The sequence below is a fragment of the Roseibium sp. genome, assembly GCF_050301095.1.
Lineage (GTDB): Bacteria > Pseudomonadota > Alphaproteobacteria > Rhizobiales > Stappiaceae > Roseibium.
In genome coordinates this window covers 1-22,664 of record NZ_JBNKYW010000177.1, presented here as the reverse complement: position 1 = coordinate 22,664, position 22,664 = coordinate 1, and the positions used below count along the sequence as shown (strand labels likewise).

General features: G+C 59.7%; 17 protein-coding genes, 2 tRNA genes, 1 pseudogene and 1 riboswitch. Of the genes and pseudogenes, 11 read left to right on the top strand and 9 right to left on the bottom strand.

Translation table 11 applies throughout. The features are described 5' to 3' along the window. Positions 1-46 precede the first annotated feature (46 nt). Positions 47-1,078, bottom strand: coding sequence for a UDP-glucose 4-epimerase GalE (galE, locus tag ACQY7U_RS16705; RefSeq protein ID WP_428646612.1), 1,032 nt, complete (start codon positions 1,076-1,078; stop codon positions 47-49). A gap of 281 nt (positions 1,079-1,359) precedes the next feature. Beyond that, positions 1,360-1,435: transfer RNA gene (locus ACQY7U_RS16700), tRNA-Asn, on the bottom strand. A gap of 324 nt (positions 1,436-1,759) precedes the next feature. Next, positions 1,760-1,969, top strand: a riboswitch (cobalamin riboswitch). A gap of 44 nt (positions 1,970-2,013) precedes the next feature. On the opposite strand from ACQY7U_RS16700, the gene cobU reads away from it, so the two are divergent. The 5 genes and pseudogenes from cobU (at position 2,014) to ACQY7U_RS16675 (ending at position 9,586) form a co-directional block, all read left to right on the top strand. Further along, positions 2,014-2,556 carry a bifunctional adenosylcobinamide kinase/adenosylcobinamide-phosphate guanylyltransferase gene (cobU, locus tag ACQY7U_RS16695; RefSeq protein ID WP_428646657.1) on the top strand — a complete coding sequence of 181 codons (543 nt, stop codon included), beginning with the start codon at positions 2,014-2,016 and terminating at the stop codon, positions 2,554-2,556. Further along, the gene (gene cobW / locus ACQY7U_RS16690; protein ID WP_428646609.1) at positions 2,553-3,674 is read left to right on the top strand and encodes a cobalamin biosynthesis protein CobW; all 1,122 of its coding nucleotides are present in this window, start codon (positions 2,553-2,555) and stop codon (positions 3,672-3,674) included. The genes cobU and cobW overlap by 4 nt, the downstream gene beginning before the upstream one ends. Positions 3,675-3,706: 32 nt before the next feature. Beyond that, a complete protein-coding gene (gene cobN / locus ACQY7U_RS16685) occupies positions 3,707-7,468 on the top strand; it encodes a cobaltochelatase subunit CobN (RefSeq protein ID WP_428646606.1) in 3,762 nt (1,253 codons plus the stop codon). 23 nt (positions 7,469-7,491) lie between these two features. Then, a pseudogene (gene cobO / locus ACQY7U_RS16680) lies at positions 7,492-8,104 on the top strand (cob(I)yrinic acid a,c-diamide adenosyltransferase). A 12-nt stretch (positions 8,105-8,116) separates the two neighbouring features. Continuing rightward, the gene (locus tag ACQY7U_RS16675) at positions 8,117-9,586 is read left to right on the top strand and encodes a cobyric acid synthase (RefSeq protein ID WP_428646604.1); all 1,470 of its coding nucleotides are present in this window, start codon (positions 8,117-8,119) and stop codon (positions 9,584-9,586) included. A gap of 42 nt (positions 9,587-9,628) precedes the next feature. On the opposite strand, the gene cbiB is transcribed toward ACQY7U_RS16675, so the two are convergent. Continuing rightward, the gene (gene cbiB / locus ACQY7U_RS16670) at positions 9,629-10,603 is read right to left on the bottom strand and encodes an adenosylcobinamide-phosphate synthase CbiB (RefSeq protein ID WP_428646601.1); all 975 of its coding nucleotides are present in this window, start codon (positions 10,601-10,603) and stop codon (positions 9,629-9,631) included. A gap of 9 nt (positions 10,604-10,612) precedes the next feature. Continuing rightward, complete coding sequence (cobD, locus tag ACQY7U_RS16665; RefSeq protein ID WP_428646599.1) at positions 10,613-11,635, bottom strand: threonine-phosphate decarboxylase CobD; 1,023 nt, start codon at positions 11,633-11,635, stop codon at positions 10,613-10,615. A gap of 180 nt (positions 11,636-11,815) precedes the next feature. Between cobD and ACQY7U_RS16660 the strand changes: the two genes are divergently transcribed. After that, entirely contained in the window at positions 11,816-12,067 is a 252-nt protein-coding gene (locus tag ACQY7U_RS16660) for a hypothetical protein (protein WP_428646596.1), read from the top strand. 37 nt (positions 12,068-12,104) lie between these two features. On the opposite strand, the gene ACQY7U_RS16655 is transcribed toward ACQY7U_RS16660, so the two are convergent. Continuing rightward, positions 12,105-13,235 (bottom strand): carboxylate-amine ligase, encoded by a 1,131-nt coding sequence (locus tag ACQY7U_RS16655; RefSeq protein WP_428646593.1) that lies wholly within the window; start codon positions 13,233-13,235, stop codon positions 12,105-12,107. Positions 13,236-13,369: 134 nt separating this feature from the next. Next, positions 13,370-13,443, bottom strand: a tRNA-Cys gene (locus ACQY7U_RS16650). Positions 13,444-13,696: 253 nt separating this feature from the next. Here ACQY7U_RS16650 and ACQY7U_RS16645 point away from each other — a divergent pair. The 3 genes from ACQY7U_RS16645 to ACQY7U_RS16635 all read left to right on the top strand — a co-directional run bounded on the left by ACQY7U_RS16645 (position 13,697) and on the right by ACQY7U_RS16635 (position 16,953). Next, entirely contained in the window at positions 13,697-14,359 is a 663-nt protein-coding gene (locus ACQY7U_RS16645) for a protein-L-isoaspartate O-methyltransferase family protein (RefSeq protein WP_428646590.1), read from the top strand. 213 nt (positions 14,360-14,572) lie between these two features. Further along, positions 14,573-15,964, top strand: a complete 1,392-nt coding sequence (locus ACQY7U_RS16640) for a TolC family outer membrane protein (protein WP_428646588.1) — start codon at positions 14,573-14,575, stop codon at positions 15,962-15,964. Between the two features lie 287 nt (positions 15,965-16,251). Then, a complete protein-coding gene (locus ACQY7U_RS16635) occupies positions 16,252-16,953 on the top strand; it encodes a PopZ family protein (protein WP_428646585.1) in 702 nt (233 codons plus the stop codon). Positions 16,954-16,970: 17 nt separating this feature from the next. On the opposite strand, the gene ACQY7U_RS16630 is transcribed toward ACQY7U_RS16635, so the two are convergent. Continuing rightward, complete coding sequence (locus tag ACQY7U_RS16630; RefSeq protein ID WP_428646582.1) at positions 16,971-17,399, bottom strand: DUF1284 domain-containing protein; 429 nt, start codon at positions 17,397-17,399, stop codon at positions 16,971-16,973. Positions 17,400-17,578: 179 nt separating this feature from the next. Here ACQY7U_RS16630 and ACQY7U_RS16625 point away from each other — a divergent pair, with 179 nt between their 5' ends. Then, complete coding sequence (locus tag ACQY7U_RS16625) at positions 17,579-20,509, top strand: valine--tRNA ligase (protein WP_428646579.1); 2,931 nt, start codon at positions 17,579-17,581, stop codon at positions 20,507-20,509. A gap of 187 nt (positions 20,510-20,696) precedes the next feature. Then, complete coding sequence (locus tag ACQY7U_RS16620) at positions 20,697-21,170, top strand: DUF2155 domain-containing protein (RefSeq protein ID WP_428646577.1); 474 nt, start codon at positions 20,697-20,699, stop codon at positions 21,168-21,170. A gap of 49 nt (positions 21,171-21,219) precedes the next feature. Here the strand turns inward: ACQY7U_RS16620 and ACQY7U_RS16615 are convergent, their stop codons facing one another. Together ACQY7U_RS16615 and ACQY7U_RS16610 are read right to left on the bottom strand one after the other, a co-directional pair. Further along, a complete protein-coding gene (locus tag ACQY7U_RS16615; protein ID WP_428646575.1) occupies positions 21,220-21,699 on the bottom strand; it encodes an N-acetyltransferase family protein in 480 nt (159 codons plus the stop codon). Positions 21,700-21,762: 63 nt separating this feature from the next. After that, a complete protein-coding gene (locus tag ACQY7U_RS16610) occupies positions 21,763-22,431 on the bottom strand; it encodes an alpha/beta hydrolase (protein WP_428646572.1) in 669 nt (222 codons plus the stop codon). Positions 22,432-22,664 lie beyond the last annotated feature (233 nt).

Genomic DNA, 22,664 nt, shown 5'->3' with positions numbered 1-22,664 from the left:
CATCAGGTTGGCGCATTTTGGGGACTGGCCAATGTTGCGAAGCGGGTCAGGTTTCTTCGGAGCTGTAACCGCTTGGGTTTTTGCAGACCCAGTTCCAGGTATCGCGGCACATGGCTTCCAGACCACGTTCCGCCCTCCAGGCCAAGGTTTTTTCTGCCAGGCTCGTGTCAGCAAAGCATTCCGCGACATCGCCTTCCCGGCGGGGGGCGAAAACGTAGCGGATTTCCTTGTTTGATGCCCGCTCGAAGGCCCGCACCATTTCCAGCACACTATAACCGGTGCCCGTGCCGAGATTGACGGTAAGGCAATTTGAAGACGCCGATCCTGACGCCAGAACCTCGTGGGCCCGCAGGTGGCCCTCGACAAGGTCCGTAACGTGGATATAGTCGCGCACGCCCGTTCCGTCCCTGGTGTCGTAGTCATTGCCGAAAACCGAGAGGCGTTCGCGCCGCCCGTCGGCGACCTGTGTGATGAAAGGCATCAGGTTGTTCGGAATGCCAAGCGGATTTTCGCCGATGAGGCCGCTTTCGTGTGCCCCGACCGGATTGAAGTATCGCAGAATGCCGAAGCGCCACGCCGGATCGCTGGCAGAGACGTCGCGCAACATCTCCTCGATCATCAATTTGGTCCGGCCGTAGGGATTTACCGCCCCGGTAGGGTGGTTTTCCGTCAGGGGCAAAAACTTCGGTTCCCCGTAAACCGTTGCGGATGACGAAAAGATCATCTGCCTGACGTCGCAATTGGCCATCGCTGAGAGCAGCCTGTGCGTGCCGACGACATTGTTGTCGTAATAGGCAAGCGGCATTTGAGTGGATTCGCCAACAGCCTTTAGTCCGGCAAAATGCACGACGGCAGTGCATTTGTAGTGCTTCAGCACCGACTCGATTTTCGGCTGGTCGCGGATATCTGCAAATTCAAAAGACACCTTCCGGCCTGTGATCTCTGCAACCCGCTCCAGGCTGAGGCTGTTGGCGTTCGACAAGTTGTCCAGGACGACAATATCGTGACCGGCTTGGAGAAACGCCACGCAACAATGCGATCCGATATATCCGGCACCGCCGGTAATGAGTACGGTCATGCGGTCCTCGGCTGATCCGTCGGGAATCGGTAATATCCGTGTCGAAGCTATATACCCGAAAATACCAATTTGTCTGATTCCGGACCGGGAGTATTACCAAGGTTCCTGTGCTGGAACTGATGCGAGGGAGTAGTTGGTGATGTTTTGTCGTGACGATCCCGAAGTTTCGTGAACGCGCCAATAGAGATGCAGAACACGCCAGTACGCGTCTTCGCTCGGCCACCAGAAGCTCGGAAAACAATTTGTCGGGAGAAAAAGCTGCTCAAAGCAGGAGGTGGTGATGGCTCCCCAGGCCGGACTCGAACCAGCGACCCAGCGATTAACAGTCGCTTGCTCTACCAACTGAGCTACTGGGGATCACCACGTTGGAGGTCGGTGCGTCACCGCCCCCGTCGATGGAGATGCGTATATCAAAGGCTTGATCCGTTTGCCAAGCCCCAAGAGCCGTTTTTTTCATCAAGCCGTCATTTTTTTGAACGGTATGTGGAAAACTTAAGTTGTTTCATAGGATTAGACGAAGAGTTTAACTGGAAAAACAAGGCGTTCCCGCGCGAAATCTGCGAAAATGTAGCACCCGAAAATCATTGCGCTGCTGGAAACATGGAGTTGGCCGCAGGTCTGTCCGGTCTTCCGGCCTTTCTTTCCAGATCGAGACGCCTGCTTGTGTCTGCCCGATTATCCGGCTAGGAAGAATTCGACGGTTCCGGAAAGGGCGCGGCCTGATCCGGATGAAACGGGAATCCGGTATGGGTGTCTGACGCCTCAATCCGGAGCTGCCCCCGCAACTGTGAGCGGCAAGCGCCCATGCATGAACCACTGGCCGACGGCCGGGAAGGGGTATGGGAGCGCAGAGCCGCGAGCCAGGAGACCGGCCGTCGCTAGTGCAACCCTGAAACGCTGTCGGGTGGACGGCGGGGAGAAGTCAGGTGACGGACATACTCGGCCCTCGGGCCACGCTGGTTTTGGGCGGTGCGCGCTCCGGAAAGAGCCGGTTCGCGGAAAAACTTGTCGAAAAGTCCGGCCTTCGGAAAATCTACGTTGCGACGGGGGCGGCCAATGATGTCGAAATGGCCGACCGAATTTCGGCACACAAGCATCAGCGTGGACCGTCCTGGGAAACAATAGAAGAGCAGATCAACCTGAAAGAGGTGATCCTGCGCGAGTGCAGGCCCGACAGGACCGTTCTGGTCGACTGCCTGACACTCTGGCTTTCCAATCTTTTCTTCGCAGACAGAGATATCGGCACCGAAACCGCACAGCTTTGCGAGGCGCTGGCTGGCCTCAAGGGGCCTTGCGTCCTTGTTTCAAATGAAGTCGGCATGGGCATCGTGCCGGAGAACCGACTTTCCAGGTCGTTCCGTGATGCGCAGGGACGGCTCAATCAGGATATGGCGCAGGTATGCCGTCAGGTTGTGTTCGTCGCTGCCGGTCTGCCGCTGCTCCTGAAACCCAACACTCAACCGGAAATAAAAGCATGACCTCATATTCCACGCAGCCGGGCCAGAAGATTCCGGCAACGATTGTCACCGGGTTTCTGGGTGCCGGCAAAACCACGCTGATCCGGAACCTTTTGCAGAATGCCGGCGGCAAACGCATTGCACTGATCGTCAACGAGTTCGGCGACATGGGATTTGACGGCTCGCTGGTGAACGGCTGCGCCGACCCGGATTGTGCCGCGGAGGAAGTTGTCGAACTCACCAACGGCTGTATCTGCTGCACGGTTGCCGATGATTTCCTGCCGACCATGGAAATGCTGCTTGCGCGCGAAACGCCGCCGGAGCACATCGTCATCGAAACCTCTGGGTTGGCGCTGCCGCAGCCTCTGGTGCGTGCCTTTTCCTGGCCGAGCGTCAAGCCGAAAGTGACCGTCGACGGTGTCGTCACGGTGCTGGACGCGGCAGCTCTCGCCGAAGGTCGGATTGCGCTCGACGAAGAGGCGCTTGAAGCACAGCGGGCCGCGGACGAAGCGCTCGACCACGAAAGTCCGGTCGAGGAACTGTTCCACGACCAGCTGCGCTGCGCGGATCTTGTGGTGCTGAACAAGGCGGACCTGGTGAGCGCCGAGGCCCTTCAGGGAATTCACGAGAAGATTGCCGAAGACGTCCGTCCGGCCGTTCACGTCGTTTCTTCGGAAAATGGAACCCTGCCGATTGAAGTATTGCTCGGCCGCGGCTCAGCCGCGGAAGACGACATGGCGGGGCGTCATGAACATCACCACCATCATCACGACGATGACCATGACCATGACCATGACCACGATGACGACCACGATCATCACCATGACCATGACCATGACCATCATCACCACGATGATTTTGAAAGCCATGTTCTGGACGTCGCGGCCTTCGGTAGCCTGAAAGCAGCTGAGGACAAGGTTAAGGAGGCAATGGCGCTGAAAGGCGTTCTGCGCATCAAGGGCGCGGTCAGGATCGAAGGCAAGGCGGCCCCGGCCATGGTGCAGGCGGTCGGCCCTCGCGTGGAGACCTGGTTCGCGGCCGGAGCGGAGAGCGCCGGCAAGCTGGTCGTCATCGGCCTGAAGGGGCTCGACCTTGAAGCCGTCGGCGGGCTGCTTGGCGGTTTCAAAGCCGCTGCCTGACGCGCAAACGGGACAGGGTCTAAAAGACTTAGATGCATATTCTTGCCAGCCAGACGCGCCGGATCGATGACGGCGGAGACGCGGTCGACCTCGGACAATCGCCTGCGGACATCCTGTTTCTTTCCGCCGCCGACACGGAGCTCGGCAGCTTTGCTGCCGCGCGGGCCGGACTGAACGGGCAGGGGAGCAGCCTGCGCCTGGCGAATCTCATGGCGCTTTCGCACCCCTATTCGGTCGACCTTTATGCCGAACAGACGGTGCGAGGGTCAAAACTGGTGATCCTGCGCATTCTGGGTGGCGTCGAATACTGGCGCTACGGCCTCGAGCGATTCGAGGAAGAGGTGCGCGCAAACGGGATCGGCCTGATCGTCATTCCGGGTGACGACAAATGGGATGAGAGCCTGACCGGAAGGTCCACGCTACCGCCTGAAGCGGTTCACAGGTTCTGGCGCTACTGCGTGGAGGGCGGTGCGGAAAACTACGCCAATGCGTTGCGATTTGCCGCGTACCTGATCGGAAAGGGCGAGGAACCGGCCCATCCGGTGCCACTTCCGCGTGCCGGCATTCATCTTCCGGGGCACGCGGCACCAGATCTTGACACGCTGAAAGCAACCTGGGCGGATCCCGCGCGGCCCGTCGCGGCAATAACCTTCTACCGGGCGCTGGTGCAGGGCGCGCAGACTGCGCCCGTCGATGCTCTTGTGAGAGCCCTGGACGAGATGGGCGTCAACGCTCTGCCGGTTTTCGTTGCCAGCCTGAAGGAGGCCGAATCCGTTGCGGTTCTGGAAAGCCTGTTTGACGCGGCTCGGCCGGATGTCGTCCTGAACGGCACCGCCTTCGCAGTCTCAAAGGCGGGTGCTGCCCATCAGCCGACACCGCTGGACCGCATCGGCAAGCCGGTCCTGCAAGTGGTGTTTTCCTCTTCCTCAAAAGAGGGGTGGGAAGAGAGCGTTCAGGGGCTGTCGATCCGGGATCTTGCAATGCATGTGGTCCTGCCGGAAATCGACGGCAGGTTGACGACCAGGGCTGTGTCTTTCAAGGAAGAAGGCGTCTTTGACGAAGCGACACAGTCGACGCCAGTGCGTTTTACACCGGCCCCGGACCGCATGCGTTTCGTTGCCGGGCTTGCGGCAAACTGGGCGCGGCTTGGACATGTTTCGGCCGCAGACAAAAGAACCGCACTGATCCTGGCGAACTATCCGAACAAGGACGGCCGCCTTGCGAACGGTGTCGGGCTCGATACGCCGGCATCCTGCGTTTCCGTCTTGAAGGCGATGAAGGCGCAGGGTTACGACGTTGGAGTGGCTCCAGAAGCGTCCTCCGCACTGATGGGCATCCTGACGTCTGGTGTGACCAATGCGCTGGAAGGTCGGGAGACCCGGTCAGGATATGAAGCTCTTCCCCTGGAAGGCTACCGGCGCGCATTCGATCGGCTTCCGGACGCTGTCAGGAGCGCGGTCATCGACCGCTGGGGGGAGCCGGAAAACGATCCGCATGTAACGGACGGCGCTTTCCGGCTGGCACTGCACAGGTTCGGCAACCAGGTCGTCGGCATTCAGCCGGCGCGCGGTTACAATATCGATCCGAAGGAAACCTACCACGATCCGGATCTGGTGCCGCCGCACCACTATTTCGCCTTCTACACCTGGCTTCGCGAACATTTCCGGGCCGATGCCGTCATTCATCTCGGCAAACACGGCAATCTGGAATGGCTGCCCGGCAAGGCATTGGCGCTCTCACAGGCCTGCTTCCCGGAAGCCGTTCTCGGGCCGGTCCCGAATATCTATCCCTTCATCGTCAACGATCCGGGAGAGGGCGCCCAGGCAAAACGGCGGACCTCCGCCGTCATAGTCGACCACCTGACCCCGCCGCTGACACGTGCCGAGAGCCACGGCGTCGCGGAAGAACTCGAAACGCTGCTCGATGAATATTATCTGGCGAGCGGCGTCGACCCGCGGCGGTTGAAGGCGCTGACTCGGGACATCCTGGATACGGCCACCCGGCACGGGCTCGACAAGGATATCGGCCTCACTGGCGAGATGGACGAGGATACCCGCCTCGCGCGCCTCGATGCGCACCTGTGCGACCTGAAGGAACTGCAGATCCGGGACGGCTTGCACATTCTGGGCGAGAGCCCGGAGGGCGACCAATTGACGGATCTCCTCGTGGCGCTGGCTCGCGTTCCCCGTGGCAGCCAGCCGGAAGAGGAAAGCCTGCAACGGGCGCTTGCCTCCGATCTGGCACTAGAGAAATTCGACCCGCTCGACTGCGATTTTTCGGCAATCTGGGACGAAGATAAGCCGGAGAAACTTTTGGTGGTTTCCGACGCTCCCTGGCGCACCAATGGTGACACGGTGGAACGCATCGAATTGCTTGCTCGCGATCTTGTCGCGGGCGACAGAATCGCGCCGGAGGGGTGGGCGGCAACGCGGGCGGTCCTCACTGAAATCAGCGAGCGGTTGCACCCGTCCGTAACGAACTCCGGGATCGCGGAAACGGGCGCAGTACTGACGGCGCTCGACGGCGGTTTTGTCGAGCCGGGACCTTCCGGCGCTCCTACGCGAGGACGTCCCGATGTCCTGCCGACCGGCAAGAATTTCTACTCGGTCGACGTCCGCGCAGTGCCGACGGAAACGGCCTGGCGGCTGGGTCAGCAATCGGCCAGCCTCGTCGCCGAACGCTACTTTCAGGAAGAAGGCGAGTGGCCGCGTGCGCTTGTGCTCACCTGCTGGGGGACCGCCAACATGCGGACCGGCGGTGACGACATTGCCCAGGCGCTGGCGCTGATTGGGGCAAAGCCGGTGTGGGAACCCGGTTCCGGACGCGTGACGGGTTTTGAAATTCTGAAACTCTCCGAACTTGGGCGTCCGCGCATCGATGTCACGCTTCGGGTGTCCGGGTTCTTCCGCGATGCATTCCCGCATCAGATGGATCTTTTCGACAGCGCCGTGCGTGCCGTCGGCGCACTGGAAGAACCGGCGGAGGCAAACCCCGTTGCGGCGCGCATGCAGGCGGACGCACGGAAGCTGGCCGACGAACAGGGACTCGACCTGCAAGAGGCGCAGCGCCGGGCGGGCTATCGTGTGTTCGGTTCCCGGCCCGGGGCCTACGGCGCCGGTCTTCAGGCGCTGATCGACGAAGGCATCTGGACCGAGCGCGGCGATTTTGCCGAGGCGTTCCTGACCTGGGGCGGCTATGCCTATGGCGGCGGCGCTGGCGGCGAGGGGGCAAGGGGAGAATTGGAAACCCGGCTGACCTCCGTCGATGCCGTTCTGCACAACCAGGACAACCGCGAGCACGACCTTCTCGACAGCGACGATTATTACCAGTTCGAGGGCGGGCTCGTCGCGACCGTCGAAACGCTGAAAGGCGATGCCCCGAAGGTCTACCACAACGATCACTCCCGGCCAGAGCGGCCGGTCGTCAGGACCCTGTCGGAGGAAATCGGCCGGGTGGTCCGTGGCCGTGCCGCCAATCCAAAATGGATCAACGGTGTCATGCGTCACGGCTACAAGGGCGCTTTCGAAATGGTGGCAACGCTCGACTATCTCTTTGCCTTCGCCGCAACAACCCGCGCGGTCGGCAATCACCATTTCGACCAGCTTTATGACGCGTATCTCGACAACGAGACAGTGCTGAACTTTCTGAAAGAGGCCAATCCGGCCGGCTTGAAGGAAATGCAGGCCCGGTTTCTCGAGGCAATCGACCGTGGCCTCTGGACGCCGAGGCGCAATTCGACCCATGCTGCACTCAGTGATTTGAAAACCGAAATTGAAGGGACTGAAACGCCGTGACCGCCGATAGCGAAAAGCCGCAAATGTCCGAAGAGGAACTGAACGCCCGCCATGCGGAGAAGATGCGCAAGAAAAAGGCCGCGCGCGACAAGATCATGGCGACAAAGACCATCGAGAAGGGCCTCCTCATCGTCCACACCGGCAAAGGGCAAGGGCAAGTCGACCGCCGGTTTCGGAATGGTGTTCCGCTCTCTCGGCCACGGCCACAAGGTCGGTGTCGTGCAATTCGTCAAGGGGCGCATCGAGACAGGCGAACGCATGGCGCTGGACCGGTTTTCCGACCTCGTGACCATCAAACGCATGGGCGAGGGTTTTACCTGGGAAACCCAGGATCGCCAACGGGACATCGAGGCCGCGCAACAGGCCTGGGACGCGGCCAAGGAGATGATCAAGTCCGGCGAATACCGTCTGATCCTGTGCGACGAGCTCAACATCGTCCTGCGTTATGACTATCTGGACATCGCCGAAGTGGTCGATTTCCTGCAGAACGAAAAACCGGAGGATGTCCATGTCGTCATTACCGGCCGCAATGCCAAGGACGAGCTGATCGAGATTGCCGATCTTGTCACCGAGATGACCCAGATCAAGCATCCGTTCCGCTCCGGGGTGAAGCCGCAGGAAGGTATCGAGTTTTAGGTCAAAGGCTATATGTCCGCCCCCCAATCGCGCACTCCTGCCATCATGGTGCAGGGGACCGGCTCCAATGTCGGCAAGAGCCTCATCGTGGCCGGTCTCTGCCGCCTGTTCTCCAATCGCGGCTTGAAGGTTCGTCCGTTCAAGCCGCAGAATATGTCGAACAACGCGGCGGTCACGGCGGACGGCGGTGAAATCGGCCGGGCCCAGGCCTTACAGGCGATGGGCTGCCGGGCGGAGCCGAGCGTTCACATGAACCCGGTGCTTCTGAAACCCGAGACGGACACCGGCGCGCAGGTGATCGTTCAGGGCAAGCGCTTCGGAACCATGCGTGCCCGCGAGTATGGGAAGCAGAAAGCGGAGCTCCTTCCGAAGGTTCTGGGGAGTTTTTCAAAAACAGCTTCAGAAGCAGACCTCGTGATTGTGGAAGGGGCGGGCAGTCCGGCCGAGATCAATCTCCGCTCCGGCGATATCGCCAACATGGGCTTTGCGGAGGCGGCCGACCTGCCGGTTATTTTATGTGCGGATATCGACCGGGGTGGTGTCATTGCCTCCGTCGTCGGAACCCACGCGGTTCTGGAACCCGATGAACGGAACCGCATCAAGGGCTTCTTCATCAATCGCTTCCGCGGTGATCCCAATCTCTTTGACGATGGCATGCGGGAGATTTCCGAACGAACCGGCTGGTTGGGGCTCGGGGTGGTGCCCTGGTTTTCAGACGCCGGCAAGCTCCCGGCCGAGGATGCTCTCGGACTGGCCGATGGCTTTGGCTCCGGCGGCTTGAAGATTGCCGTGCCGGTGATTTCGCGGATCGCCAATTTCGACGATCTCGACCCGCTCCGGCTGGAGCCCGGCGTGACATTGGAACTGGTTCATCCCGGCGAGCCGTTGCCGGGCGATGCGGACATCGTTCTTCTGCCCGGTTCCAAGTCGACGGTGGGCGATCTCGCCTTCTTCCGGGGGCAGGGATGGGACATTGATCTTAAGGCGCACCACCGGCGCGGCGGGCATATTCTGGGGGTCTGTGGCGGCTACCAGATGCTCGGAAAGACAATTTCCGATCCGGATGGGATAGAGGGAGAACCGGGTACTGTCGAAGGGCTCGGATACCTGGACGTCAAGACGGTCCTGTCGCCCGAAAAGTCGACTGTAGCCGCAACGGGGACGCACAGTGCCAGCGGAGCGCAGGTTTCCGGCTACGAAATTCACATCGGACGGACGGCCGGCCCGGACTGTTCCAATCCGATGATGATGCTGGACGGCGAGCGTCCGGATGGCGCCGTTTCAGCGGACGGCAGGGTTTCGGGAACCTATGTCCACGGGCTCTTCACCGATGATGCGTTTCGTTCAGCCTATCTGAAGAGTTTCGGTACAAGTGCATCGCTGGCCTATGACCGGAGTGTTGACCGGATTCTGGACGATCTGGCGGTTCATCTTGAACAAACGCTGGATGTGGAAGCTCTGATGAAGATTGCGCGCGAATGATCGGAGGAGATTTCCCGAATCTCCAGTGCTTTCCGGCACGCGCTATACGCTCAGCAATGCCAGCATAATCACAAGGCTTGCCTGCCAGCCATAGGCTCCTAACAGAATGCGCAAAGCTCTCGAAATATCTTCTGCAGAGGCATCCCTGCGCCCGGTCGAATTCAAATAGCGGTCATTGACCGTGTAGCCCGGATAGACTCTCGGCCCCGCGAGAGATATTCCGAGCGCCCCGGCCATGGCCGCTTCCGGCCAGCCGGCATTGGGTGAGCGGTGCTTTTTGGCATCCTGCCGGATGCAGGCAAGGCTTTCGCGGACAGAGCCGCGCACAAGCGGCGCGGAGAATGCGATGAAAATCCCAGCCAAGCGGGAGGCCGGCAGGTTGACCAGGTCATCGAACCGGGCGGAGGCCCAGCCGAAGTCCGCGTAGACTTCGTTCTTGTGGCCGATCATGCTGTCGGCGGTGTTGACGGCCTTGTAAGCGATCAGGCCCGGCAGGCCGAGCAGGGCGAACCAGAAGACCGGTGCGACCACGCCGTCGGAAAAATTCTCGGCGCAGGATTCGATCGCGGCCCGGGACACGCCTGCTTCGTCCAATTGCTTCGGATCGCGTCCGACAATCATTGAAACCGCTTTGCGTCCTCCCTCCAGACCGTCATTTTGAAGCCCGTCACGGACTGCCGCGACGTGGCGGTAAAGACTGTTCTGGGCAATGAAGATGGCCGCCACAATCACGGTTATCAAATCGCCCAGAGGAAGGCTGTCTGCAACTGCCTGAACAAGCGCTCCGAAAAACATGCCGCCAGCAACCAGTGCTACGAGGGTAAGGACACCGCCAAGCTTTCGAAAGACCGGGGATTGATTGGTCTTGTTGAAGTGCCGGTCAAAAACCGAAATGACCTTGCCGATCCACACGACAGGATGCGGCAACCGCTCCCAGGCCCAGGCCGGGTCGCCAACCACCGCGTCCAGCAGCAGCGCGGCAAGCAATAGCCAGAGTGTGTTCTCATAGATCAGCATGTGGCCCGCTCAGAGGTCCTGTTGCGCGGCAGCCAGCGCGCCCGACAGGCGTTCCATGTTTTCAGGGCTGCCGGGCAATCCGAAGCGGATCCACGTTGGTGCGTAATCGAAGATGCGCGTCCAGATCCGCCTGCGAGCCAGCGCCTCGTGCAGTCCTTTTGCGTTCCTGAGACCGGCAAGGGCAAAAAGCGGCGTGCCGCCGAAAACGCTCAAACCCTGTTCGGACAGCACGACTGTGAGATCGGCCATGTCCTCGATCAGGCGGCGGGACATCTTGTCCTGCCACTCCTGATCCCGCAGGGCCCTTGCACCGATTTCAAGGGCGGGACCGCTGAGGCTCCAGCTTTCCAGAAGATCTGCCACCTTGCCGACAGCTTCTTTGGGGCCGGCGAGAAACCCGAGCCGCAATCCGGCAAGGCCGAAGAATTTGCCGAAGGACCTGAGCACCAGTACGTTCTGCGTACCAATATGCGGCAGGAGGCTGGCACCCGGGACGACGTCTGCGAATGCTTCGTCGACAACCAGATAGCCGCCGCGTTCGGTCAGGGTGCTGGCAATATCCAATAGGCTCCTGACATCGATCAGCCGCCCGTCCGGATTGTTCGGATTAACCAGCAGAACGATTTTTGCATCCGCGGGCAGGGCGTAGACACTTGAGAGTTCAACCGGCTCCCGGCCGTCGCGTGACCAGACGTCCTTGTGGCTGGAATAGGTCGGCGCAGCGAGCGCGACAGGTCCCTCCGGCAGGAGCTTCGGCAGCAGGGAAAGCAGAAGCTGGGTTCCGGGAGCTGCTGCGAGCGCCAGATGATCCGGCACATGATACGCCTGCCGGGCTGCGGCGAGCAGTCTTTCTTTAGTCGCCTTTTCCGGAAGAGCGGTCCACGCATGTGGTGAAAGCGGTTCGTTGACTGGATAGCCATAGGGGTTGATCCCGGTCGAAAGATCCAGCCAGTCTTCCCTGGCGCCGCCGAAGCGTTCCATTGCAAGGGTGAGGTCGCCGCCATGTTCCATGAAGCCATCCTTTCGCGGCATGGCCCGGTTCAGGATCTGCCGCCAAAATGTCAGTTTTCAGAAAGGCCTAACCGATTTTGGAGATAACGTCACTTCGGGAAACGACATCGTCTTGCCTCTTGCACCAATTGACAGCGGATTCGGTCGCAATATAAAAGAACAAAACAAGAACTTTAGAAATGTCTGTGCCCGGAGTGAACCATGTCGCCCATTCGCCGTTCCCCGCCGTCCAAGGTATTCGACAAGGAAGCCGTATTGTCCGTGCTGGGCGACGCGCGGCGCTCGCTGATCGAGGCCAGACAGCAGATGCGGCCAAAATCCGGACTGTCCAGATCGGCCGATGCCTTGATCTGCGAGATCGACGAATTCGCACATGTTCTGACCGGCTCGGAAGACTATTTCCACCTGAAGGCACACGGAACACCGGCGCGTGGGCACGGTCGTCCCGAGTGATTCCTATACGTTCGAAGGGATACCGTTGCTGACGCAGTCAAAGGCCGGACTGTGTCTCTTCGACAAGGTGATCCACGATCTGCTCGAGCGTTTCCTGAGGCAAGTGTCCGTCCTCGGGAATTTCTCCTGCCAGTTCCAGCTGTTTTTCCGCCGAAGTGCCGCGGGCGGCAATTTCCCGGACATGTTCCAGCTCCGCTTCACAGCCGAAATGGATCGCATCCTCGTGCACCAGGGTAACGAGTTCCTCGGCAAGCGCTTCGAAAGGCAGGGATTCGTTCCGGCCGAAATCGATCATGCGGGCAGCGGTCCCGTGCCGCTGCGCTTGCCAGCGGTTCTCCGCGATAAGAAAGCGTGAATAGCGCCGCCAGCTCTGGTTGGCACTTCGGAGCCGGTAGAGCATGCGGCACAGGCAGCGGTAAAGAGCTGCTATCGCGACCGCATCGTCCAGCCGGGTGCAAACGTCCGTGATCCGCATTTCAAGAGTCGGGAACCGGTCGGACGGGCGCAGGTCCCACCAGATCTTGGTGGCGTCCTCGATGGCACCGGCGCGGGTGAGAACGTCGACCGTGTGCCGGTATTCGAAATTGCTCTCAAATCCGGGAGGCAGGCCGGTCCGGGGCAACTCGTTGAAAACGGACAGCCGATAGGACTTAAGCCCGGTATTCCGTCCCCGCCAGAAGGGCGAGGAGGTGCTCAGGGCCAGCAGATGCGGCAGGAAATAGGCGAGCTGGTTGAAGAGTTCGATCCTGAGTTCTTCGTTCTCGATGCCGATATGCACATGCATCCCGCAGATCACCATTCTTTTGGCGACGACCTGCATGCTTCTGGCAAGTTCGTTGTAGCGTTCCTTGTCGGTGTGGGCCTGGTCGGTCCATTCGGCAAACGGATGTGTGGAAGCGGCAATCGGAGCGAGATTGAAGGCAGCCGCTTCCCGGGCGATGGTCCTGCGGAAATAGCCGAGTTCCTCCCGAACCTGCGACAGGGTTTCGCACACCGGCGTCCCGACTTCGATCTGGCAACGGAGGAATTCGGGACTGACGCTGCCCGCAAGCGCGGATTCGCACGCCTTGAAGAGTTCCGGCGGCGGTGAACTGGCCAATTTGCGGGTGGCCTTGTCGACGAGAAGGTATTCTTCCTCGACACCTATGGTGAAACTCGGCTCTTTCATGAAAAGAGCTTCCGAATTTCAACCGGGCCACGTCAAGGCAGGAGAAATGCGGATACGGCACAATTGCACCGAACCTGCCAGGCGCTGGATCCGGGCAAGGTGACATCAGACATGACGGAGAAAGCGGGAGATAGTGGAGGCCCCGACCGGAATCGAACCGGTGTACACGGATTTGCAATCCGCTGCGTCACCACTCCGCCACAGGGCCCCAAGGTGGTGTGCCGCGCCTTATCAAACAGTTGCACGGCAAGGTCAAGTCCTGAATCCGCGGGCGGCTAAATTTCCACTGCATCGTGGAATGAAATCCGTTTCCGGACAAGCACAACCGGCAAAAAATCCGGCTATATTCGGGCCGGCGCGGGGGATCTCCTGCTTCTGATACTTGTCAGGTCGCTTCTGCATCGCTAATGAACGGTTCTCAAGAGGCGCCGGAAAGCCGGCAAGTCATAGTGAGGGCCGAAATGACGGACTTTAGCCAGTCCCGCCGCAAGATGGTGGACAACCAGCTGCGCACCAACGATGTGACCGACCACAGGATCCTCGATGCGATGGATCTGGTTCCGCGGGAACGCTTCGTGCCTGCGTCGAAAAAAGCGGTGGCCTATATCGATGAGGATCTGCCGGTCGGATCGGAAGATACCGGACGTGTCCTCATGAAACCGCATATCTTTGCGAAGCTCGTCCAGCTCGCGGAAATCCGGTCCGGTGACGTGGTTCTGGTGATCGGCGCCGGTACGGGATACAGCGCAGCCGTCATCTCCAAGCTCGCCGCCTCGGTCGTCGCGGTGGAGGAGAACGAAGATCTCGCGAAAACCGCGACCGAGCTTCTTGTCGACCTTGGTATCGAAAACGCCGTCGTCGTCGAAGGCGCTCTCTCCAAAGGCTATGCTTCTGAGGGACCTTACGATGTCATCCTGGTTGACGGAGCCGTGGAAGTTCTGCCCGATGGCTTGACGGATCAGCTCAAATCGGATGGCCGCATGGTCGTGATCGAAGGTCGCGGCGGTGCGGGAACCGCAAAGCTTTACCAGAAGTCGGAAAACGCCGTCAGCAGCCGTTTCGGGTTCAATGCCTCGGTCCGTCTTCTGCCGGGCTTTGCCAGGGCCGCCGAGTTCGTTTTCTGAGCTTGCCGGCAACGTTGAATTTGCAGAAAACCCGCCGGATTCGATCCGGCGGGTTTTTTGGTGGCGGCGATGTCCCCGTATCCCTTACGTGAAGTTGTTGCCCTAAAGCCGCACTCGCAGAATTTCCAATTTTCTCAGCCTCGAATGGTTGAAGAATAACACCCGTCAGTTTACTCAACAGGGTCTGAATGGTTGACCCGGAAGGAGTAAAGGGTGTCTGGTCGTTCCACACTTAAAGCAATGGCCATCGCATTGGGCTTGATGGGCGGCGTATCTGCCGGTGCACTGACCGAAGCCTCCTTCTCCCCGGCACATTCGGAATCGATCCGCGAGGCCCTGGCGCTGGCCTACGCCAACAATCCGACACTGAACGCAGCAAGGGCACAATTGCGCGGTGTCGATGAAAACGTTCCCCAGGCGCTTTCCGGCTGGCGGCCGATCGTTACGGCGGGCGCCTCCGCGGGTCGTCTGCGCACGAGTGCGGACAGTTTCACAAACTACCGGAACAACGCATCGATTTCGCTGACGATTAGCCAGACGCTTTTCCGCGGCTTCCGGACCATCAACTCCACGCGTCAGGCCGAAGCAGTCGTCCGGGCGCAGCGCGAAAGCCTGATGTCGACCGAGCAGGATACGCTTCTCGATGCCGCGACGTCTTATGTCGACGTGATCCGCGATACCGCACTTGTCTCCTTGCAGCGCAGCGATCTGGCATTCTTGCAGGAACAGGTTCGTGCAGCGCGCGACCGATTTGATGTGGGTGAGGGTACCCGCACGGATGTCAGTCAGGCCGAAGCCCGTGCAGCTGAAGCCCGGGCCAGTCTCAACACCGCGCTAGCCAATCTGAACACCAGCCGGGCAGTTTACCGCCAGGTCGTGGGTGTGGAGGCGCGTAATCTTTCTGCCGACACGTCGATCAGCAAACATGTGCCGAAATCGCTGGATGAAGCACTTCAGCAGAGCGAAGGCCATCAGCCCTTGATCCGCCAGGCGCAGCATCTTGTCGATGCAGCCGTGTTCAACATCAAGTCGATCGAAGGTGAACTCCTGCCGACTGTCACGCTGGACGGAAGCATTTCCCGCAGCTGGAACCCCTCCGCGACGACAGACATCAGCGATGACGCTCGGATCTTCGGCAATGTCAGCATCCCGCTCTACCAGGGTGGCGGGGTGTCATCCCGCGTCAGGCAGGCCAAGGAAGAACTCGGACAGACCCGGCTTCAACTCGACGTTGCCCGTGATCAGGTGCGCGCAAACGTGATTTCCGCCTGGGGTATCTATCAGGCGGCCGAAGCGTCGATTGTTGCCGCTCAGGCGGCTGTCAAGGCACAGCAACTGGCCCTGGAAGGGGTGATTGAAGAACAGCGCGTCGGCCAGAGAACCACTCTCGATGTTCTGGATGCCCAACGCGAACTGGTGAACCAGCAATCCAATCTGGTTACCGCCCAGAGGAACCGCATCATCGGCGGCTATCAGCTTGTAGCGGCGGTTGGAAGGCTCGATTCGGACTCGCTCGGTCTGGGTGTCGCGCGTTACGATCCCAAGCAGCATTATGAGGCTGTCCGCGATCAGTGGATCGGTCTCAGAACCCCGGACGGTCGCTAGGATCAAGTGCCGGGTTCAGCAACAGTCTGAAGGATTCACACGAGGCAATGCGCTTGCATGTCCTGGTGGAATCCCGCTCGGTCCGGAGGAGTTCCTGGCTTCGTCCCCCGGTATGTCTTGCTGAAACCCTCCGGATTTTAAAAAAATCCGACTAAAAAGGGGAAAAGGCGTTCGTAGCGAGTGCGCTTGCTTTGCGCGTTTCTGGTTGACCCTCATAATTCTGGTTAACGAATCATTCAGAGCGACCTGGGTGTACCGTAGCGTAGCTGGAAAGTACGGGGGAATTCATGGCACAGGCGAAAAAGGCTGAAGAGCCGTCGATGGAGGAGATCCTCGCGTCGATCCGCCGAATCATATCTGATGAGGACTCCCAGGGGGCAGAGACTGGCGAAGTCAGCGAAAGCGAAGAACCGGTAGAAGCAGAGGTCGAGGACGACATGGGCGATGCCACGGAAATGTCCCAGGACGATCTCGACAAGCTGTTCGACATGGGCGGTGACGACGAAGCTTCTGAAGACGAAGACGCCGATGACATGGCCGCGGCCATGGCCGAAGATGCCGAAGCTGACGAAGGCGAAGACGACGTCCTGGAACTGACGGAAGAACTGGCAGTTCCCGATGACGACGGCATGGAGATGGTCGAGGGACTTGCGGAAGATTTCGACGCACCGGAAGGCGATGTCTCCTTTGCGGAACCTCCGGCTTTCGATCCCGAGCCGGAAATGCCGATGTCGTCTCTTCCGATCCCGGACGACCTTCCGACGGTCGCTGATGACGGTCCGCTGACCTCGGAAGGCACGGGTGAGGCGGTTCACGCCGCTTTTGACAACCTGGCAAACATGTTCGTCGGTTCCCAGGCGCAAACCGTTGAGGAATTGGTCAAGGAAATGCTGCGGCCGATGCTCAAGGCCTGGCTCGACCAGAACCTGCCGGGGATGGTGGAGCAAATGGTCCAGAAGGAAATCCAGCGCGTCACACGGCGTCGTTGATCTTTCATTCCGGGAATTCAGTCGGGGGGTGCCAGACGGCATCCCCCGAATTCGTTTCGAGCTATGTCCGAGCAAAACTCCGCCCACTCGCAGCCGGAACAGGCCGAGCGGATCGTGCCCTGGGCAAAAGCCTTGCGGCAGTCCGCGAGTTGACCGGCGGTAAGCACGAAACTCGCGTCGGCATTCAGGTGGAGGCCGAGTGCTTTTCCGATTTCAACGGCTGCAGTTCTATCCCGGTCCCGGACGCTGTCGTTGTGGCAGTGGCAGCCTTCTTCGCCAAGCATGGGGCCACAAATCTCATCCGGACCTTCGACAAGCAACAGGGGCTCTCCGGAATTGATCCGTTTGACAATCCGGTTGTAGTTGCCGACGAACCTGGTGGAATAACCCTTGCCGAGGTAGGTCAGGATGCACAGCAGATGATGGGCGCGGATCGAAACGGTCATGAAGCAGTTATGGCAGGAAATGACCTTCTGCCCAAGTCTCGGCCGTCCGGGAGCCGGTTTCCCGAAAAGGGCCGGAACTTGCGCGATTCTTCTGCTCTAGGCGGTTGACTTGCGCGAGCGCATCCGATTTACACGGTGGCTCACGAATTTCGACTGTATTCTCCCATTGAGTGACCCTGATGCTGGAAAAGACTTACGATGCGGCCAGCGTTGAGCCGCGGATTTACGAAACCTGGGAACAGGCAGAAGCCTTCAAGGCCGGTGCCGGCGCCAAAGACGGTGCGCCTGCCTTTTCCATCGTAATTCCGCCGCCGAACGTAACCGGCTCCCTGCACATGGGCCACGCTCTCAACAACACGCTTCAGGACATCCTGGTTCGATGGAAACGCATGCAGGGGTTTGATGTCCTCTGGCAGCCGGGAACCGACCACGCAGGCATCGCCACGCAGATGGTTGTCGAACGCGAGTTGATGGAGCACCAGCTGCCCGGCCGCCGCGAAATGGGCCGCGAAGCCTTTGTCGAACGTGTCTGGGAACAGAAGCGCAAGTCTGAAGGTACGATCCTCGGCCAGCTCAAGCGGCTTGGTGCGTCGTGCGACTGGAGCCGGACCGAGTTCACCATGTCGCCGAACCTTTCGGACGCTGTGCTCAAGGTCTTTGTCGATCTCTACAATGAGGGGCTGATCTACAAGTCCAAGCGTCTCGTGAACTGGGATCCGAAATTCGAAACGGCCATCTCCGACCTTGAAGTCGAGAACATCGAGTCCGACGGCCACATGTGGCACTTCAGGTACCCGCTGGCTGGTGGCGAGACCTACGAATATGTCGAGAAGGACGAGGACGGGAACATCACCCTCCGCGAGACCCGCGACTATATCTCGATTGCCACCACACGCCCGGAAACCATGCTCGGCGACGGTGCGGTCGCTGTTCATCCGGACGATGAACGTTACAAGCCAATTGTCGGAAAGCTCTGCGAGATCCCGGTCGGCCCGAAGGAACACCGCCGTCTGATCCCCATCATCACCGATGAATATCCGGATCCGGACTTCGGCTCCGGCGCAGTCAAGATCACCGGTGCGCATGACTTCAACGACTATGGCGTCGCACAGCGGAACAAGATCCCGATGTACCGCCTCATGGACACCAAGGGCGCGATGCGCTCCGACGGTGCTCCCTACGTCGAGGAAGCCGCCAAGGCTCAGGCCATCATCGATGGCGCAGAGATGTCGGTCAACGAGGTTGATCTCATCAACATCGTTCCGGACGAATTGCGTGGGCTCGACCGGTTCGAGGCCCGCAAGCGGGTCATCGAGCAGATCACTGCCGAAGGTCTGGCGGTCATGGTTCCGGCCGATCATCCGGACGTTGCCTGGATGAAGGGGCAGGCGCCTGAGTGGCATCCGCTCGGGCGGGCGATCGTGCGCCCTCTTGAAGAAGGGGCCGAGGCTCCGGCCGAGCTGCCGTTGGTCGAATCCAAGAAGATCATGCAGCCCTACGGTGACCGCTCGAAGGTCGTCATCGAGCCGATGTTGACGGACCAGTGGTTCGTCGACGCCAAGACGCTCGCTGCACCGGCCCTGAAAGCTGTTCAGGACGGGGACACGAAGTTCGTTCCCGAAAACTGGGACAAGACCTATTACAACTGGCTGAACGACATCCAGCCCTGGTGCATTTCGCGCCAGCTGTGGTGGGGGCATCAGATCCCGGTCTGGTACGACGAAGACGGCAATGAGTATTGCGCTCAGACTGAAGAAGAAGCGATTGCCAAGGCCGGGGGCAAATCCCTGACGCGGGACGAAGATGTCCTCGATACCTGGTTCTCGTCCGCTTTGTGGCCGTTCTCCACGCTCGGCTGGCCGCATCAGACGCCGGAGCTGGAGCGTTACTACAAGACCGATGTTCTGATTACCGGTTTCGACATCATCTTCTTCTGGGTCGCTCGCATGATGATGCAGGGCATCCACTTCATGAAGGAAGTGCCGTTTCATACCGTCTATATCAACTCGATCGTGGTCGACAAAAACGGGAAAAAGATGTCGAAATCCCTCGGCAACGTTCTCGACCCGCTTGAGCTGTTCGATACCTATGGCGCGGACGCAACCCGCTTCGCGCTGGCGAGCCAGGAGGTCCAGTCCCGCCGGACGCTGCGGATGTCCGACCAGGCGGCGGAAGGCGGTCAGCGCTTTGCCACCAAGCTCTGGAATGCGGCACGTTTCGCCGAGATGAACGGCTGTGCCCGTGTTGCCAGCTTTGACCCTGCAACCACACAGCATACGCTGAACCGGTGGATTGCCACGGAAACGGGACGCTGCATCGCGGAAGTCACGGCAGCGCTGGAAGACTTCCGGTTCAACGACGCCGCCGGTGCGGTTTACCGCTTTACCTGGAACACCTTCTGCGACTGGTATCTGGAACTCGCCAAGCCGATCTTCAACGGCGATGACGAAGCCGCCAAGGCGGAAACCCGCGCGACGGCGGCCTGGGCAATCGACGAGATCCTCAAGGTTCTGCATCCCATCATGCCGTTCCTGACGGAAGAATTGTGGGAACGCCTTGGGGACGAGGGGACGAAACCGGACGGCTTGCTGATGCTGAGCGCGTGGCCGGAGGCCAAGGTCGCGGACGAGACAGCCGCTGCGGAAATCAACTGGCTTGTGACCCTGATTTCAGAAATTCGTTCCGTCCGCGCGGAAATGAATGTCCCGGCAAGCACAAAGGTTGCCGTTGTCATCACCGGCGCCAACGAGCTCACAAAGGCACGGATCAAGACCCACGAAAGCGCCATCTTGCGCCTTGCCCGGGCGGAGACGATTTCCCTGGCCGATGCCGCTCCGGCCGGTTCGGCCCAGCTCATCGTCGGTGAGGCGACGGTCTGTCTGCCGCTGGCCGGCGTGATCGATCTCGGTGCCGAAAAGGCCCGGTTGCAGAAGGACGCCGGCAAGCTGGAAGGTGAAATCAAAAAGATCGAAGGCAAGCTCTCCAACGCGAAGTTCCTTGAAAAGGCCCCGGAAGAGGTGGTCGCCGGCGAACGGGAAAAGGTTGCCGAAGCCACGGAAAAGCTTGAGAAGGTGCGTGTCGCGTTGAACAGGCTGGCCGAAATCGGCTAATCCACACTTATTGCCCCGGAGAAGCAGTCTGTCTTCTCCGGGCCGCAATTCGGTGCTAGCGCGTCTGCCGGGATGTTCAGTATTGTGGCACCAGGGAATCGAATTTAAGCGGATGGTCTATTTGATTGACGCGCCAAAGGCAGCGAAACATGTGTTGAAAGGGCTTGGGATTGCTGCGGCAGCAGTAATGTCAATTGCCATGCCCGCGCACGCGGAAAAGATCGAAAACCCGGTTGCTGTCTTCTCCGGCCTGGACAAGATCACCGGCCGTATCATCTCCTTCGATGTCTATATCGGCGAGACGGTGCAGTTCGGTGCGCTGCAGGTGACACCGAAGGTTTGCCATACGCGCCCGCAGACAGAAACTCCGCTGACCACAGGCTTTGTTCAGGTCGACGAGATTACGCTCAACAACGAAGTGCGGCGGATCTTTTCCGGCTGGATGTTTGCCGCCAGCCCCGGCCTTCATGCTGTCGAACATCCGGTTTACGACATCTGGCTGACCAACTGCCGGCTTGCGTCAAAGGTGCCTCCGCCTGAAGACTATGACGGACCGCCGATCAAGGGTGTCGTCGCGGATGGTGAAGATCCCCTGGCCGGACCGGACGACGGCAGCGAACACGGCCCGGGAATTCCACGCGCCAAGCCGTTTCAGGGGTAAGGCGTGGATTCGACAGACGGTCGGCGGCTAGCTTTGGAACAGTTGATGATCAGTCCGGTGTCCGGGGAAGGTACCCGGGAGCCCTGAGTTCAAAACCGGTCTTTGTCGTTGCGAAACCCAGTCGCTCATAAAATCTGTGAGCCTTTCGGTTCGCCTGACCCGACATCAGCATGACCTTGTAACACTTCGCTTGCCACGCGAGATCAATCGCTGCCGACAGAAGCTCGCCGCCGTATCCAATCCCGCGGTGCCCGTTGTCCGTAACGACGTTCTCGATCAGGGCATAAGGCGCACAGCCGCGTGTGAGATTGGGGATCACGACAAGGGTACAGGTCGCGATGGGCTTTGTGTAGCGGCACCCGAGCAGAACGGTCATGCCGGGGTGGTCCAGAATATCCTTGAAAACCTGCCTTTGCAGCGGCTCCGCCGCCGGGACATCGTTCGGGATAAGATGGCAGTAGAGGGTGGCCACATCCGCGAAATCTTCGGCTACCGCCGGGCGGATGGTCAAGGTGTCGTCCGGGTTCATTAAGCACTCTGCCGTTCATAAAAAAAAGCCCGCCTTCCGGCGGGCTTTCATATTTAAGGGCAATCAGTCGATGTCTATATAGTCTTCCGGGGAAAGGCCAAGACGTCCGTCGACATATGTGCCGCATTTCTCGATCAGCACGTCCATGTCGTTTTCGAAGAAGTGGTTCGCGCCCGGAATGGTCTCATGGTCGATCACGATACCCTTCTGGGTTTTCAGCTTGTCGACCAGTGTCTGAACGTCTTTTTGCGGAACCACCTTGTCGTTGTCGCCGTGAATGATCAGACCGGAGGACGGGCAGGGGGCCAGGAACGAGAAGTCATGCAGGTTTGCAGGCGGGGCAACCGAAATGAAGCCTTCCACTTCCGGACGGCGCATCAGCAGCTGCATTCCGATCCAGGCGCCGAAGGAGAACCCGGCGATCCAGCAGGCCCGCGCATCCGTGTGGACGGTCTGGACCCAATCGAGAGCTGCCGCAGCATCAGAGAGTTCGCCCTGGCCGTGGTCGAAAGATCCCTGTGAGCGGCCGACGCCGCGGAAATTGAACCGCAGCACCGCGAATCCGCGCCGGGCGAACATGTAGTACATCTGGTAGACGATCTGGTTGTTCATCGTGCCGCCGAACTGCGGATGCAGATGAAGTACAAGTGCGATTGGGGCGTTCCGTTTACGTGCGGGATGGAACCGGCCTTCCAGCCGGCCCGCGGGACCGTTGAAGATCACCTCGGGCATGAAGCGCTATGTCCTCTTTTTATTCCGGCAGCCGATTTTTCCGGCCATCCGGGAGCGGTTCTGAATACGTGAAAACCCCTAAGACAAAACTTGACTCTGAAGTTCCGAGTTTTTAGAACCTTGTTTAGAATAATTCGAAAGTCGGTCGCCCCCGGTGGGCGCGAAACACGACGCAACGTCTTCAGGTTGGGCACGTTTACGCCATCGCGGCGGAAAATTTCAAGTTTTCCGTG

What these genes read in the sequence shown, in the direction of transcription:
- galE (WP_428646612.1), bottom strand. Translation starts at nt 1,078, where the DNA reads ATGACCGTACTCATTACCGGCGGTGCCGGATATATCGGATCGCATTGT.
- cobW (WP_428646609.1), top strand. Translation starts at nt 2,553, where the DNA reads ATGACCTCATATTCCACGCAGCCGGGCCAGAAGATTCCGGCAACGATT.
- cobN (WP_428646606.1), top strand. Translation starts at nt 3,707, where the DNA reads ATGCATATTCTTGCCAGCCAGACGCGCCGGATCGATGACGGCGGAGAC.
- ACQY7U_RS16675 (WP_428646604.1), top strand. Translation starts at nt 8,117, where the DNA reads ATGTCCGCCCCCCAATCGCGCACTCCTGCCATCATGGTGCAGGGGACC.
- cbiB (WP_428646601.1), bottom strand. Translation starts at nt 10,603, where the DNA reads ATGCTGATCTATGAGAACACACTCTGGCTATTGCTTGCCGCGCTGCTG.
- cobD (WP_428646599.1), bottom strand. Translation starts at nt 11,635, where the DNA reads ATGCCGCGAAAGGATGGCTTCATGGAACATGGCGGCGACCTCACCCTT.
- ACQY7U_RS16660 (WP_428646596.1), top strand. Translation starts at nt 11,816, where the DNA reads ATGTCGCCCATTCGCCGTTCCCCGCCGTCCAAGGTATTCGACAAGGAA.
- ACQY7U_RS16655 (WP_428646593.1), bottom strand. Translation starts at nt 13,235, where the DNA reads ATGAAAGAGCCGAGTTTCACCATAGGTGTCGAGGAAGAATACCTTCTC.
- ACQY7U_RS16645 (WP_428646590.1), top strand. Translation starts at nt 13,697, where the DNA reads ATGACGGACTTTAGCCAGTCCCGCCGCAAGATGGTGGACAACCAGCTG.
- ACQY7U_RS16635 (WP_428646585.1), top strand. Translation starts at nt 16,252, where the DNA reads ATGGCACAGGCGAAAAAGGCTGAAGAGCCGTCGATGGAGGAGATCCTC.
- ACQY7U_RS16630 (WP_428646582.1), bottom strand. Translation starts at nt 17,399, where the DNA reads ATGACCGTTTCGATCCGCGCCCATCATCTGCTGTGCATCCTGACCTAC.
- ACQY7U_RS16625 (WP_428646579.1), top strand. Translation starts at nt 17,579, where the DNA reads ATGCTGGAAAAGACTTACGATGCGGCCAGCGTTGAGCCGCGGATTTAC.
- ACQY7U_RS16620 (WP_428646577.1), top strand. Translation starts at nt 20,697, where the DNA reads ATGTCAATTGCCATGCCCGCGCACGCGGAAAAGATCGAAAACCCGGTT.
- ACQY7U_RS16615 (WP_428646575.1), bottom strand. Translation starts at nt 21,699, where the DNA reads ATGAACCCGGACGACACCTTGACCATCCGCCCGGCGGTAGCCGAAGAT.
- ACQY7U_RS16610 (WP_428646572.1), bottom strand. Translation starts at nt 22,431, where the DNA reads ATGCCCGAGGTGATCTTCAACGGTCCCGCGGGCCGGCTGGAAGGCCGG.